The sequence below is a fragment of the Pseudoflavonifractor sp. MSJ-37 genome (assembly GCF_018917965.1).
In the GTDB taxonomy this organism is placed as follows: Bacteria; Bacillota; Clostridia; order Oscillospirales; family Oscillospiraceae; genus Pseudoflavonifractor_A.
This window is the reverse complement of the sequence record NZ_JAHLPP010000003.1, coordinates 111,181-125,555: the sequence shown is the minus strand read 5'-3', so window position 1 is coordinate 125,555 and position 14,375 is coordinate 111,181. Positions and strand designations below refer to the sequence as shown.

Here is a 14,375-nt window from a genome sequence, read left to right as displayed (position 1 = left end):
ACCACCACCGGCCAAGGGCCGGGGTGGTCAAATCATCAATATAGGTTTTAATCCCAATGCTGATCAGGTGTGAACTTTTCAAGAACGGAATAATACTTGGAAATTTCTTCAGGTTTCTTTCCATTCTTCAAGGCGGTCAGCACTTCAATTTTTTCATCAAGAAGTTTTTCGCTGTCCGTATCGAAAAAGCGATCTACCAGCACATCATCAACTTCAGTAAGAAGTTGATGAACCTTCATCAGCTTTTCTTCCCGATTCACTTAACCACCAGCTTTCTTCAGCATTTCTTGAATGACTTCATCCAAGGCATCCACCAATTCAGGTTTATCCTTGCGTAGCATATCCACCAAATCAGGGCGGACAATCGCCAAGGCTCCGTAATTGGCAAGGGTTTCTTCAGAACGCTTCCCAATATTCCGGTAGTATTGCGTTCCATGGCCGTATCTCACAAGGCCAGCATCACGGGCCGAACCACCGGAAAGGGCATCATAAATATCTTCAAGTGAACTGACACCGCCGCCCATAGCGTTTCGGCATTGATAATCAATTTGTTCACTTGCTTCCCGTTTCAGCTTATTGAACCCTTTTTTATAGTCTGTGTAGGATATGCCACCCGCAAGGTATTGATCATACAAGGCATCTGTTGTTTTCCGCAATTCAGAATTGATTTCCCTTGAAATGCAGGTACACTCTTTATCGAAGGCTTCAAATAGCGCATCAATATCATCAGCAATATCCGTATCCGTTTTTTGAAAAAAAGCGCTCAATTTTGCATTACTGGAACTGAACCAGTTGGAATATTTGGCGGCATCTGCCCGATTGAACATATCCATCAGGTGCATTTCTTCATGGAGCGTTGTAACCACTTGCCCGGTCAAATCTTCACCGGACAGCTTGGGAATGGTCAATTCGGCATCAATGATATGATCATTCGACAACCTATACCGATAACTGACAGCATGATCTTTTCCGTGGGAAACCTTCATGGGGATTCCGTTTGCCTTGATATTCTCCATATCCCCCATCTTGGCATAAAGGGCCACTACATCAGGATCAGCATTTTCACACCCATTGATATAATCCATCAGGGTTTTGGTGTTCTTCAGTTCCTTCTTATCGGTCAAATATTCCGGGAACATTTCAGGCTTCAGGATTTCAAGCGCCCGTTTCGCCTTCATTATAGCGGCCCCGGTTGCGGCGGTCAAGCCACCCTTGGAACCACCATTCACGAAGGTCTGAACCCAATCAGCATATTTCATGTTGGCGGGTACATAGTAAACCTTGCCATCCTCATTCCGGGCGGCTCTCTCACCGGCATACTTGGGATCAATGGCCGGGGCGGTTGTTCCTCTGCAATTCGGGTGGAAGGGCGGCACAGTTACGCCGGGTTCATATTGGGCAATGGGAATCACCTTCCCATCAAGGCCACCACAAATGGAACAGGTATGGGAATCAAGCGTTTCAATGATTTCCACCATTTCCACGCCCAAATCTTTGTAACTCTCTTTGGTGGCAACGGCGTTGAAATAGGTGGTTTCCGTATTCACCAGCCGTCCAGCCTTGTAACGGTGAACCCCAAACTGCTTCTGAATGGCCGTGGTAATCTTGGCCGGGGAATCGCCCCGAAGAAGCCCTTGGGTTAGGCTCTTGCTGACGGAACCCACCAGATCATTCTTGTTCAGCCAACAGCGATCCCGGAAGGTTCGCCCGTCAGTTGTCCACGGTTTTGAAAGCAAGGTTTCAAGTTTCTTCTGATTCAGGGCGGTAATATCCCACCCAAGTCCCACGCCTTTCTGAACTTCAAAGGCCGTGTGGGTGTACCCGTTGCCCACAACCTTCTTCAACAGGGCATCCAGACTGTCAACCTGATTGCCGTAAAGCAATTCAAGCTGTTGCTGAATACCCATCTGAACAGATTCAAGGCGGGAAATATGGAACCGGGCGGAAGCGTTTTCCAGCTTCTTCAGCCACGCCGCATCCAACCCGGCCTGTTCACCGATCTTGATATACTGTTCAACTGTCCAATGAAATTCTTCAAGCTGTCCAGCGGTCAGCCATTTCCGGGCATCGGTCAGGCTGATTTGGTTGTTGTCCGCAAACCGGGCATACCAGCTTTCAATTTCCTTCTGAACTGAACGCTGGGCATCCAGATACATTTCTTCCATGGCCTGAATGGTTTGCTGGGCTTCTCTGTGGGCGCTGTCCTCCAAGATGGAGAACCGGCCCCGCCAATAATCCGCATTGTTCATGGGCTGATCCTCCAATCCTGAATAATGGTGCTGAAGGTGGGATTTGAACCCACACGCCTTGCGGCAACGGATTTTGAATCCGCCTTGTCTGCCTGTTCCATCACTTCAGCATAAAAGCGGGGGTTTTCATCCCGCTTGTACTCCGAAGAATACAACCGCTATTCTGGTAGCCCGTGCCGGAGTTGAACCGGCGTTACCGCCGTGAAAGGGCGGTGTCTTGACCGCTTGACCAACGGGCCATAATGGGCCGGGGAAGGGAATTTCACCCTTTGGCGGGTAGGAGTAATAGCACCCCGCCACACTCAATATCTGCCCCGGCATATATTGTGAAATGGCGGGGGTTATTCGCCCCCACCATCATCACCGCTGTTCTGGTTGCCGGTCTGGAAGGCCCCGGCGTATTCCTGCGCCTGTTCCATGGCTTCTTCCTTCTCTTTCTGCAACCGGGCCATTTCTGCTTCAACATCCGTAACCCACGGGTGCTGTTCCACAATGGTTTCATTGGACAGAATACCAACCGATTTGGAACAGTTATCAATGGATTCAGATTCATTGATCAGAATGTCACGGTTGAACACAATCGCTACATCATCCGAAAAATCCCCAATGCCGGTATTGCTGAAGTGGCTGTTGACGAACCACAGAAGTTCTTCAAAGGCCGCTTGGAACTCGGTTTCCATGCCGTTTGCATCAAGGTCAATGTCAGAATACATGGATTGAATGTTCATCTGATTGGGGTTGCCGGACAACCGATCATCCTTGGCATCATAGCCACGGGCGTTTTCAATCAGGGATTTTTTGAACACATCCAAAATGGCCTTGTAGTTCTCGGAATTGACTGTTACCGTCAGGGTGGTAACATCACCATCATCACGAACTTTCACGGCTCCGAAGGTCGCAAGATTGCGGCGGAACTCACCAAGGTTTTCACCATCATAGTTCTTCAGGATCAAAATGGTGTTCCGTGCGTCCTCTTGCATATTATTTTCAAAGTCGGAAATCATGGTGTTGATACCGTCCTGAAGGGTTTTCACACGGCGGATCAGGGGGATTTCCTGTTTGTTGTACTTGAACGGGATCAGCGGAATCCGTTCCCAATTCAATTCCGTGGATTCAGAACCTTCTTCAATGGTGAAGTAATTTTCATGTTCCCCGTTTTCGGTATCAGGCTTCAGTTCGCTTCCGTCATAAACATAGCGATAAAGCCCATCCACCTTGAACAGTTCAACCCGTTCAATGATTCTTTTGGTATATCCATCCCATACTTCCTGTGGATAAAGGCGGATAGCAGAATCAAGGACGGTGTGATCATCGTCCGCCCAAAACGGAAGGACTTCATAGGCGGGGAAATGCTTGAAGGCCAAATTTCCCTTTTTGTCATAGAAGGGAAACAACCAGCCAAGCCCACCGTTCAGGGCATCTTCACACACATACTTCAGAAGGCGGTGAAAACGCTTATTGAACACATCATTCAGGGCATCAGCATACGCCTTGTTTTGACAGTTCACCGTGAAAGGCTTACCCACAAGGTAGTTGGTTTTCTGATCCACCATCAGGGCATATTGGTTATCAATCAGGCGGTTGTTCGGAAGGTTGTCCACTTCCTGAAGTTTGCCATCAGCGCCAATGATCGTGCGCTTCCGGTTCAGAATGTCATGGCGGCCTTCATAGTAATCAGCGCCTTTAATTTGATCCATGCGCTTTGGGCTGTTCTTCCATTCACGGATTTCAGCGGCGTAAAACTGAAGTTCTGTCATGCCGGTTCGCCCACCCTGAATAATCAGGCGATTGATCCGATCCATAGCGTTATTCAGAAACATAGTCAATCACCCTTTCTTTTCTCCATCGGGGGGGGGGCAAATCCCACCGGCCTGTTCTTTGACTTCTCCAAAACAAATGACTGATTGGGAAGTTCCACTTCAATCTTCAGGGTTTTATAAGGTAGGCGTTCAGCCCATTGTTCAATCTTGTTCAGAATGTGCTGTTGCTCAAACATCGGGCTTCACCGCCTTTCTATTGCTTAATAAATACAAGCGCCCGGAAACACAAGGTTTCCGGGGCAATTTGTTACTATCATGTTGTTAATCGAAGCTGAAGGCGGGGCCAACCAGCATATCTTCCAGCCCATAACGCATGGCATCCATCAAGTGGTTGAAATCATCAATGGGGGTGTTGATCTTGGCCCCAAACTTATCTTCAGCCCAAGTGTAGTTTGAAATTTCGGTAATGAAATTCACACACCGGGGATGAACAATGATGGTGTAACCCTGAATGTACTGGATTCCGTTGTTGATACTGTCCTTACCCTTCCGGGCCGGTCTGATACGATGAAGGCCAGCTTCCCGCAATTCGTCAATGCTTTTGGGTTCTGCACAATCGGCCTTGATCCGTTCCTTGGCGTAACCCATGGCGGTAATCCGTTCACAGATTACCCGGTTGGTCAGGGCCTTTTCATACAGTTCATCGAAAACCCAAATGGTCTTTTCTGTTTGGCTCACCAGCCCACAGAACAGGGCCGTGGGATCGTTGGTATAACCGAAGTCAAGGCCGAAGGCGCTTTTCACACCAGCCTTTTTGGAAATAGCCTGAATGTCAAAGGCTTCTTCCCGCCAATTATCAAAAATCAGGCCATCCACAATGCCCCAACCCCCAAGGCCAGCCACTTTGTAACGGCGGGGGTTATTTTCCTTCATGCTGTTGAAAACCTTCAAATCCGCCGCATCCAGCCATTCATTACACAGGTAATTGGTGGTTGTGGCGTAAATCTGCCCATCCGGGCTGATCCAGCTATCATGGAATTTGTATGTGGGGTTCCCTTGGGCATCCTTGCCGGTGATTTCTCCGAAGAATCGCTTCCTGATCCAATGCTTTTCGTTCCACGGGTTGAAGGTCAGCGTGATTTGCTTGAACAGGCCCGTTTCTTCCGGGATAGCACCACGGATGGATTCATCCAGCATATCGAAATCAGATTCATTCATAATTTCGTATGCTTCTTCAATCCAGCACCAGCACAGATAACCGATTTCAACGGTAATTGATGTGACTTTCAGGGGATCATCAAGGCCCCTGAAGTAAATCTTCTGACCGGTGGGAAGATAGGTCATTTCAAGGGGGCTTTCCTTGATTTCCCAATAGGCCGAAACGCCAAGGCGGTTGATTGCCCATTTCAGTTCGGTGAAACAGGAATCCTTCAAGGTTCTGAACACCTTGCGAACCACAAGGGTATTGGCTTCCGGGTATTGCATCATCCGTTTGATGATGTTCAGGGCCGTGGTCTTTGACTTCTTGGAAGCACGGGAACCTTTGCACACCCGGTAACGGCCTTTGAAGTTCCAGAAGGTTCCGTAACCCTTCCCAACTACTTCAGGAAGGTGAACCCGCTTGGCATTGGGGCTAATCTTCAAGTTGATCATCCCCCGTGATAATCACCGGAACGGCCCCTTCCACACCAACTTTATCTGTGAACATACCGTAACGCTTGCCAATCAGTTCAGCGGCCTTCAGCCGTTCTTTGGCTCCAACCTCTTTCTGTGTCAACTCTTGGCAACCGTCACCGCAAAGAATCGGGATTTCTTCAGTATGTTCACCCCGCATCACCGAAGTAAGATACTTCATCACTTCTTCAGCATCAGCGATCTTGGCCGAATGAAGTTTTTCAAGTTCGGTTTCGATGTAGGCTTTCAAGTCAGGTTTTGCAAGGTTTTCCGAACCCGTCTGTTTTGCTGTCTTAGGTGAATACCCGGCCTTAATCGCCGCATCGGTAGCATTGCCGCTGATCAAGTATTCATCACAGAACTTCCGCTGTCTTGGTGTCAAGGTATTCACCGCCTTTCCTGAAAAAGTGAAATGCACCCCTATAAGGGGGTGCATTTTTACAGTATTATTTTCTCACACTTGATACTGTAAAATCCTATCCTGTTTTCTCAAAGATACGATTTTACACTACAATTCAAGCTAAGATAAAAGGTTAGGGTTCTTTTCAGCAAAGGCAATCAGGGCCTTCCCGTGAATCTTGTAAACCTGTGAAATTGAAAAGTTAAGGTCAAAGGCAATATCAAGCCATTTTTTCCCGTCAATGTACCGGGCAATCAGGATATTTTGCTGATCGAAGTCTGCAAGGCTCTGAATCGCCTTCATGGTAGTGTTCTTCAGGTCAACAAGTTCATCAATCCGGTCATTGATGGTGCGTTCAAGTTCATCAATTTTACAGATCGTGATTTCAAGGCTGTTCTTTGGGCCTGAAGTCTGAACCTTGTCCGGTTTCAGTTCACACCCGATGGAAGTCAACCGGGAACGCTCCGTTTCAACCGTACTCAAAAGCCGGTTGATCAAAGCATCAAGGCGGCTGATCTGATTCAGAAAATCCTTGGCTTGCTGGGCAAGGTCTTTGTCATTCACTATGTAACACATCCTTTCTGGAATAGATGTTGAAGGGCTTCAAACGTTGTCATATCAAGGGTTTTGGGAAATTCCTTCAACATTCAAGATCAAAACCGCCTTCTTCACTATTATTACATTCTTCATATACTATATATTTTTTCTCTTAAATAATTGAAGTAATCTGTTGAATGTTGAATGTTGAAGGATTTCGTGAAAAAGTCAGTAATTGCAAGGGTTTCAGGGCCTTCAACATCATTCCACATATATTGAAGGCCGCTGTTCCAACCCCTACTGAAGAAATACTGGTCAGCCGCTCCGGGTGTTCCACTTCTCCAACTGTTCACCCCGCAAGGCCAACGCTTCCAAGAAGCAACCGTTTTTCGGATGAACATAGAAAGTCCTGAACGGAAGATCCCCGTACTTTTTTGCAAGGGGGTTCAATCGGTTTTCCTGAACCAATTCCGCCTGACAAAACGGACAGGGTTTATTCTTCATCGGTATTCCCTCCCGGTCTTTCGGTCTTTGATTTCAATGCGGTTCAGAAGTTCAAACCCCGCCAACCGGGTAATGTACTTCAGAACGAAGATCAGGGTGTTCACCCGCTTCTGCTGTTCATCTTCATCCCGGATGATGTTCTTTGTGCCGTGGTAGGCTGTCGGATCGTGATACCCTTCAGCATTTTCCCAAGGTTTAGGCATCGGTTTTCCCTCCTTCTTCTCTGTACCATTCTTCAATATCACACCCAATTTCCTTCAGCTTTTGACGGGCCAACCACCCTTCATCCGCCTGATCCATCAGGTAGTATTCCCGTAGCTTCCGGGTTTCGGCATAGAACAAATCCCATGCTTTTTTCAGGCGCTTGGGGCCAAAGCCAAACTGGGTGTGAAGCATCCACAGAATGGAAGATTCCTTGTCCATATCGAAGGCCAGATCATTTTTCACAATCTGTTCATTGATTGCGTGATCCAAGGCCCGTTGTTCAGCTTTGTTGAACTGCACCCCAAAGATTTTCCCGCCTGACTTCTTAAAGATCGGCATGGTATTCACTCCAAATATCATCGAAGCAAACCGGAATCAGGGCGTGAACCTTGTCCAACAGGATCAAGGCCACTTCCCGCATCTGCGGATGTGCGGCGGGGGAACAACGCAACTTCAGGAAGTGCCGCCACTCCCGAATGTTGGCCGTCATAACCACTTCCGTTTTCAGGCTGTTGGGCAACACGGAACGGGCTTCCTGCGGGGTTGCACCATTCTGAAGTAGTTCCATATACCACGCTTCAGCATCCTTCATGGCGGCTTCCCATTTCAGGTAATTTTCATTATCCTGATCCGAATGACCATCATTGAAAAAACAAGGTTCAATCACCGTGATTTCCTCACCGAACTTTCCCTTGCCGTAGTTGCAATAGCGGGTGGATTCCTGACAATAGGAAGCCATTCTGTGGCGTACAATTTCATGCGAAACCCCACGATCACAGATAAACTTCACCGTGAAGGAACAATGTTCCAAAACCGCTTCATGCCCACGCTTGATGATTCCGGCAACGAACTTTTCAGCGGAACCGTCCGTGATTTTGTCCTCGGACTTATAGCAGACACGGCCACATTCTTCCAGCCGCTTCAGGATAATTGCCCCATCAACCGGGGTAATGAACTGCACATCGGGTTTGATAATCTTCATAGTACACCTCCAAAATCATTCCTGTGCTGTGAACGGTAAGGATCAAAGCCTTCAGGATAACGCTTTTCCAGCTTCTTCAGGTTTTCTTCCATAACGGTATCAAGGTCAGAACCAATGGCGTTGCACAGAACGGCCAGATACCAAGCCACATCCCCAAGTTCTTCAATCATGTGGCGCTTGTCCAGTTCATGGCCGTGGAAGAAATGCTTCTTCACCTGTTCGGCCACTTCACCAGCTTCACCGCAAAGGCCCAAGGCACATTCCAGCTTCAGGCGGTCGGCGCTGGAACGGTCAGCGGTTCGCAAAGCATCCCGCATATACCGGTTAGCGTTCATCAGAATCACCTTCTTCCATAGCATCCAGTTCCAACACCGTCATAATGGCGTAGTTGGCAAGGTCAATCAGGGTATCACGGATGGATTCATCCTTCACCTGCTGAACCCCGGATTTGGTCAGGCTCTTGAACCGGGCCAGCTTATCCCCAAGCCTGATCCGGGCCATTGCCATTCCTTCCTCCGTGAAGGTCTGGTGGAAGGAATCGCCGTAGTCCTGATTCTTCCGGGCATACAGATCATTGATTTCCTCACAGATCAGGGCGTGTTTTGCAACTTTTGTGTCTGCCATCATTCATCATCCTTTCATTTTCTTCTGAAATTCCCGGTATTTTTTGGTATATTCATAAGATTTTCCAAAAATATTTACCGCCGCCCTATATAAATTAGGCTCATATTTTTCAGCGGCGCATAGTTCATCTTCCCAATGCCGCCCAAAGGGGCAACAGGCACATCCAGTTCTTTGAAACCCGTAAACGGTATAACAGTCAGAATGAACTATTTCAAAGGCCGCTTCATAAGCGGCTTTATCTTCCTTCTTGAACCAGAAAATGGGCCTGAATTTATCACATCCACCAAAGACTTCATCAAAACAAGAAGTATAAGCGGTTGATCTTGCCCCGCCTTCAGCTTTCCTCACACCCTGACAATTCAGATCAGGGTTGATTATTTTTTCAATCATGGCTGAAGTTTTTTTCTTGGCCCCTGAACAACATCCATCTGAAATGAGAAACTGTGGTGGGTTTTGTACCATGAACTCTTTAAGCCACGGGTTATTTGAAATGTTCATTTTGCTGTGATCTCCCCAACGATTACACCACCAGCGTAAAGCCGCCTTGCATCGGGGATATTCGGCATATAACACTTCAAATGGTTTATCTTCCCATTTGAACCCGTGTTTTTGAAGGCGGGATATATATTGGGAAACCTGTTTGCTTAAAAATGGAACACCGTATTTTCGACACCCAAGAGGAACTGGTATTTTGGCCCGATACCGTTCTATCTGGATTCCATACTTGTTTTCCAGATAATCAAGGTGGCGTTTAGTTGCTGTGAACTCAATACCAGTATCAAAGAACACATAGTGAACTTCACTTAATGGGTGGCCGATCCTTTCAATCAGATCAATCATAATATCGGAATCGGCCCCACCACTAACGCTGACCATTATTTTAGGATACTTGGTGAATGGCTGAATTTCGGACTTTCCTCCACCGTATCCATGAATTTTCCCCCACGCCTTGACAAACGCATTACACATTTCAAAGGTCATATTTTCCTTTGGAACGCTATCTAACAGTTCTGTCATAGTTTCAAAAGTTTGTATCATTCATCTTCACCACCTTCCACAAATACCCGGCATTTCCCAAGGCGGCTGATCCATTTGTCCACAATCACCAGTCCACAGCGTTTTGTGATTTGCCGGGAAAATTCAATATTTGAAAGTGCTTGGAAGTTATTTGCAATGCAATATTCCTTGTACTTCCGGTAAACCGTCTTTGTGGCTTCATTCACGATGGAATCCAAGCCAATTTCTTTGATAAAGCCAATAATGGGATTGTTGTTTTCCTCATATTCGTCCAACTGCCCCTGAACCCGGCTGGAAGTGGTGAACTGTGCATTGCCCAACACTCGCTTCAACCCCTGAAGGCCAAGCAAGGCCAGATATTCCATACTGCTTTGTTCACACAGTTCATCCTTGATGAACGGGCGGAAGTTAGCATCATTGGGGGTAAACTTGGCATCAAAGGGAACAATCACCAAACGCCGTTGAACGGCTCCGGTCTTGTCCTTGATACGGGGAATGTTGTTGGCGCTGAACAGGAATTTGGAATAATTGTTGAACTCAAAGGGATCTTGGCCTTTGCGCTCCACATTCACCCGATCACCCGTCACCAGCTTTTTGAACACGGAAGCGTTGGCAATAAATTCATCACCAATATCATCACCGATGTTTGCCAGCTTGCCGAAAAGTTCAGCGGTTTTGAACCTATCACCCAATTCCTTCAGGTCAAGGGAAGCAATGTTCTGATCCCCAAGAAGGTTTTTCACCACATGAAGGAAGGTGGATTTGCCGTTGCTCTTATCGCCAATCAGGATGAAGGCTTTACCAAGTTCATTGCGGCGGTACATACAGTAACCCACCATTTCTTCCAGCAAGGCCCGAACTTCAGGATCATCACAGGCCAGCCGGTTCAGGGTGTGATCCAACAGATCATCATGGGCGGCGGGATTGTACGGCCACGGAATTTTATTGGTAATCACCACATCCGGGGTGAACTCTTTGAAGGAACCATCCCGAATGTTGTAAAGGCCGTTGCTGAAAGCAATGATGTTGGGGTTTGTGGCCTTTGTGTTTTCCTCAATCATAATTTCCAGATAGGACAGCACTTCCGAACGCCACGCCCGTTTCAAATTGCTGATCAGCTTGATCATGGCCCCTTCAATCTCACCGGCCCCGGAAACATAGATACCATCCTTGTAAATGTGAAGCTGGTTATTGATCTTCACAATATGGTTGTTGTTCTTCAGGTAGGTGGCGAACTTATCGAACAGGAAGGTTTTATCCCGGAAGAAAGATGTTTTCTTGAAGGCATCATCCCGAAGAATCACATCAAGTTCTTTATCCGAAAGGGGCTTCTTCAGCACATACCGGTTGATCAGCCTGATACACTCACGGGCTTCTTCCTTGGTGAAATCATCGCTTTGAAGCGTCAGTATGTAGTTGAACAGGGTTTGGTTCCGCCCATCACCTTCCCCAAGGTTCGGGAAGTCATAATTGCTTTTCACCGGTGTCAGCCACTTGGGAAGTTCCTGAATTTCGCCTTCCGGGTAGTCATACAGAATGGGCCGTTCCACACCGCCTAACTTCAGAATTTCATAGCTGTTGTTGGCTCCAACCTTGCCATCTGTGGTGATACCAACGGCCAAGGTCTGTTTTGTCCAGCTTTTTTCAACGCCACAGTTTTTGAACAGAAAATGCTTTCCCCGTGTGGTGGCGTACACTCGGCATTTCAGTTCTAAATCTTGAACCATTCTGAACAGAAGTTCAGATGTTTCCGCATCGTCCACATCAATCAGGATCGTTTCTTCCCCAAGAATACCGGCGTATTCATCAAGGTCTTGAACCTGTGAACGGGTTTTCAGTTTTTCAACGCCTTTGAACTTTTCAAGGCATTGTTTGTTTCTGGTTGGCACATAGCCCCTAAATAATTCCATGCTTCAACGCTCCCCCCCCCGAAAGGTCATATTGTTCATCGTTCCACCCCAAAATCTTTCAGGCGATCCCAAGCAACATCAATGTAATACTGCTTGTCCAGTTCATCCGGGATAGGAAGGTTGGTCACATCATCATTGATGAAGAAACAATGATCCGGTGTGTTGCCGAATTTTTCAGGGTTCTTTTCCCGGCCCTTGATGATTTTCCCGGAAACCTTGAAGATTCCACCCTTGCTATGATCCTTGGAAGCAAATACCCGGAAGGTCTTATCCGTCTGAATCTCACCGCCGCTGAAACGGGTGATTTTCTTGGAACGGCCCTTTTCATCCCTGATTTTGGCTTCCGTAATCACCGGGGAATAAAGTGCATATTTGTACTTGCTGGAAACCTTCACAACCTTCTGGAAATCCCGCAAGCTGTCACAGGCCAGAATGGTTTCTTCCGGGGCAATACCCTGAAGGAAGTAATTCACAATGGCCCTGTTGACAATGGGAAGGTCATAATCCAGATCGGACAGCTTTTTGACATAGGCACCCTTGCACTTCCAGCGGGGTTTCCCTTTTTCGTCCTTCAGCGGCCCGGAAGGAACGATAATATAGTTGTTCACATCCTTCTGATAAACCTTCTGGAACTCGTCAAATTCAAGCCGCATCCCGGTTCTTTTCTCCCACTCCCAACACAGATCATCCAGCAGTTCAAAATCTTCATACCGGCGAAGTTTTACCAGAATACCATCTGTGTTGCTCTGGATGATTTCACAGTGATCTTCCAACCGTTCAATCAAATCCAAAAGAAGAAGTTGACCGCCCACACAAACATTGTTGGCCTGACGGGGATCATACATGGCATTGTGCTTGTCCTTCATGGCTCCATAGGTGCTGTTCAGAACAATCTTATAAGGCTGTTGCATGGGGTTCTTCTCTGCCTTCAGCTTCAGGCGGGTGTGGTAGATTTCTGCATACTTGGAAGGATCGTGAACATTGCGGGAAAGCCACTTATAAACCAGCATTAGGGAAGGATAATAGGAAGCCACATCCACATTCACGAACCAGCCTTCCCCATGATATTGAACCCTTGCACCATGCAAACCACCCCAAGCGAAAACATGGGGAACCCCGGCCACATCCAGTTCAAGGGTTTTGGAATAATCCCGGTTCAGCGGGTTTTTGTACCAATTCAGAACTTCCGTGTATTTTTCAATCCGCAAGCTGGGTGGGAACTCAATATCAAATTCGTCATTGTGTTCCCGCTGAACGGCTCCAAGGATTTTGGCGGAAAGCTGGGCCTTTGTGCGGCCAATGTCAGAAATGGGAAGGTGGAACGCCTTCACAAGTGACATTTGGGCATCAAATTCATCTTCCTTCCGCCTTAACCACACTTCCACCGTCTGTTCCACATCATGGCGGCAATATTTGACTGTTTCGGCCAGTTCCGCTTCAGTCAAAGGCCGGTCAATATCAAAGGGAACAGAAGTTTCTTTGATGGAATGGCCCATGAACGCTTCCAGCGCCTTCAGGCTGATTGGCGGGTTCGGCATCACATCATAGTTGATCAGCGGGTATTCCCGGAACAGGGCCGAAAACCTATAACCGGGTTTGTCCTCTGCAATGATCCAGTCATTCACACGCTTGGGATCAAACCCACACAGAATGGCTTTCAAAATGTACTGATCATAGTTTCGGGAATTGTACCCGGCCCAAATCACGCCGTTGTGTTGCTCATAGAAGCGCTTCAGCTTGTCGGGATCATTGATAATCACGGTTTCTTGTCGGGCGTTCAGGTCGATCAGCACAACCAGCCAGTCATACCGGAATACCTCAAAATCATAGAAGATCATCAACTCACCATCCTTTTAGCTTTTTGTGAAATCGGTCAGCGTTTCCGCCTTATCAGCCCCGCCACGGGAAGGCTTTCACTTGGGGCCACTGTGGGGCCGAAGCCCCACAAGTTGTGCTTAAAAGTTAAGGTTCAAAACCTGTTCGGTGTCATTTAGGACACTTTTGAAGTAAAAAATTTTGCTTCAGTTTTCAACCTCAAAGACTTCATCAACGGTGATGGAATTGAAACGGGAATCATCATAATCCACCGCATATTCCAAGGTTCCATCAATGGCTTCCGCCACATCCATGACAAGCTGGGAAAACTGCTTGTAGCTGGTGAAGCTGATAGGCACACCGGAATCCAGCTTTTCAAGGAAGCCCATGGCCGAAGCGATCATGTTCTTGTCATTTTTGGTGCCGTAAAGAACACGGTTCATAAACAAACGCTGGTTCTTGTAGTCACCGGACAGGATTTTGAAGGACACGGCCAGCATGGGGCGGTTGGGATCGGCCTTGGTGCCTTTGATCTCCATGGTTTCCAGCTTCACTTCATACTTGCCAGCGGGAATGGTGGGGAAATCTCCGCCGCCGTTCTTCTTGGCATCCTCCACATCGGCCTGAAGGCCCTTCAGATCAACGGAACGATCAATCTTGTCAAAATCAATAGCCATAGTGTTTTACCTCCATAAAATG

The 14,375-nt window shown here is 47.4% G+C and carries 17 protein-coding genes and 2 tRNA genes; all 19 read right to left on the bottom strand.

Annotated elements, in window-relative coordinates:
- Window positions 1-47: 47 nt before the first annotated feature.
- Window positions 48-260, bottom strand: coding sequence for a hypothetical protein (locus tag KQI12_RS08165; protein ID WP_216572471.1), 213 nt, complete (start codon window positions 258-260; stop codon window positions 48-50).
- Window positions 261-2,249, bottom strand: a complete 1,989-nt coding sequence (locus KQI12_RS08160) for a minor capsid protein (RefSeq protein ID WP_216572470.1) — start codon at window positions 2,247-2,249, stop codon at window positions 261-263.
- Between the two features lie 25 nt (window positions 2,250-2,274).
- Window positions 2,275-2,359 (bottom strand) — tRNA-Leu (locus tag KQI12_RS08155).
- Between the two features lie 54 nt (window positions 2,360-2,413).
- Window positions 2,414-2,488, bottom strand: a tRNA-Glu gene (locus KQI12_RS08150).
- A gap of 102 nt (window positions 2,489-2,590) precedes the next feature.
- A complete protein-coding gene (locus KQI12_RS08145; RefSeq protein ID WP_253290916.1) occupies window positions 2,591-4,051 on the bottom strand; it encodes a phage portal protein in 1,461 nt (486 codons plus the stop codon).
- A 20-nt stretch (window positions 4,052-4,071) separates the two neighbouring features.
- The gene (locus KQI12_RS08140; protein ID WP_216572469.1) at window positions 4,072-4,245 is read right to left on the bottom strand and encodes a hypothetical protein; all 174 of its coding nucleotides are present in this window, start codon (window positions 4,243-4,245) and stop codon (window positions 4,072-4,074) included.
- 85 nt (window positions 4,246-4,330) lie between these two features.
- Entirely contained in the window at window positions 4,331-5,662 is a 1,332-nt protein-coding gene (locus KQI12_RS08135) for a PBSX family phage terminase large subunit (RefSeq protein ID WP_216572468.1), read from the bottom strand.
- The gene (locus KQI12_RS08130) at window positions 5,643-6,119 is read right to left on the bottom strand and encodes a terminase small subunit (protein WP_371817993.1); all 477 of its coding nucleotides are present in this window, start codon (window positions 6,117-6,119) and stop codon (window positions 5,643-5,645) included. The genes KQI12_RS08135 and KQI12_RS08130 overlap by 20 nt, the downstream gene beginning before the upstream one ends.
- A gap of 84 nt (window positions 6,120-6,203) precedes the next feature.
- The gene (locus tag KQI12_RS08125) at window positions 6,204-6,647 is read right to left on the bottom strand and encodes a hypothetical protein (RefSeq protein WP_216572466.1); all 444 of its coding nucleotides are present in this window, start codon (window positions 6,645-6,647) and stop codon (window positions 6,204-6,206) included.
- A 288-nt stretch (window positions 6,648-6,935) separates the two neighbouring features.
- Window positions 6,936-7,124: a hypothetical protein gene (locus tag KQI12_RS08120; RefSeq protein WP_216572465.1), complete on the bottom strand. Its 189-nt coding sequence runs from the start codon at window positions 7,122-7,124 to the stop codon at window positions 6,936-6,938.
- A complete protein-coding gene (locus KQI12_RS08115) occupies window positions 7,121-7,327 on the bottom strand; it encodes a hypothetical protein (RefSeq protein ID WP_216572464.1) in 207 nt (68 codons plus the stop codon). The genes KQI12_RS08120 and KQI12_RS08115 overlap by 4 nt, the downstream gene beginning before the upstream one ends.
- Complete coding sequence (locus KQI12_RS08110) at window positions 7,320-7,667, bottom strand: hypothetical protein (RefSeq protein ID WP_216572463.1); 348 nt, start codon at window positions 7,665-7,667, stop codon at window positions 7,320-7,322. The genes KQI12_RS08115 and KQI12_RS08110 overlap by 8 nt, the downstream gene beginning before the upstream one ends.
- A complete protein-coding gene (gene thyX / locus KQI12_RS08105) occupies window positions 7,654-8,310 on the bottom strand; it encodes an FAD-dependent thymidylate synthase (RefSeq protein ID WP_216572462.1) in 657 nt (218 codons plus the stop codon). The genes KQI12_RS08110 and thyX overlap by 14 nt, the downstream gene beginning before the upstream one ends.
- The gene (locus KQI12_RS08100; protein ID WP_216572461.1) at window positions 8,307-8,645 is read right to left on the bottom strand and encodes a nucleoside triphosphate pyrophosphohydrolase family protein; all 339 of its coding nucleotides are present in this window, start codon (window positions 8,643-8,645) and stop codon (window positions 8,307-8,309) included. The genes thyX and KQI12_RS08100 overlap by 4 nt, the downstream gene beginning before the upstream one ends.
- Entirely contained in the window at window positions 8,635-8,934 is a 300-nt protein-coding gene (locus tag KQI12_RS08095) for a nucleotide modification associated domain-containing protein (protein ID WP_216572460.1), read from the bottom strand. The genes KQI12_RS08100 and KQI12_RS08095 overlap by 11 nt, the downstream gene beginning before the upstream one ends.
- 6 nt (window positions 8,935-8,940) lie before the next feature.
- Window positions 8,941-9,951 carry a phosphoadenosine phosphosulfate reductase family protein gene (locus KQI12_RS08090; RefSeq protein WP_253290915.1) on the bottom strand — a complete coding sequence of 337 codons (1,011 nt, stop codon included), beginning with the start codon at window positions 9,949-9,951 and terminating at the stop codon, window positions 8,941-8,943.
- A gap of 17 nt (window positions 9,952-9,968) precedes the next feature.
- Window positions 9,969-11,861, bottom strand: a complete 1,893-nt coding sequence (locus tag KQI12_RS08085) for a phage/plasmid primase, P4 family (protein ID WP_216572458.1) — start codon at window positions 11,859-11,861, stop codon at window positions 9,969-9,971.
- A 35-nt stretch (window positions 11,862-11,896) separates the two neighbouring features.
- Window positions 11,897-13,699 carry a hypothetical protein gene (locus tag KQI12_RS08080; RefSeq protein ID WP_216572457.1) on the bottom strand — a complete coding sequence of 601 codons (1,803 nt, stop codon included), beginning with the start codon at window positions 13,697-13,699 and terminating at the stop codon, window positions 11,897-11,899.
- Window positions 13,700-13,882: 183 nt separating this feature from the next.
- Window positions 13,883-14,353: a DUF669 domain-containing protein gene (locus KQI12_RS08075; RefSeq protein WP_216572456.1), complete on the bottom strand. Its 471-nt coding sequence runs from the start codon at window positions 14,351-14,353 to the stop codon at window positions 13,883-13,885.
- Window positions 14,354-14,375 lie beyond the last annotated feature (22 nt).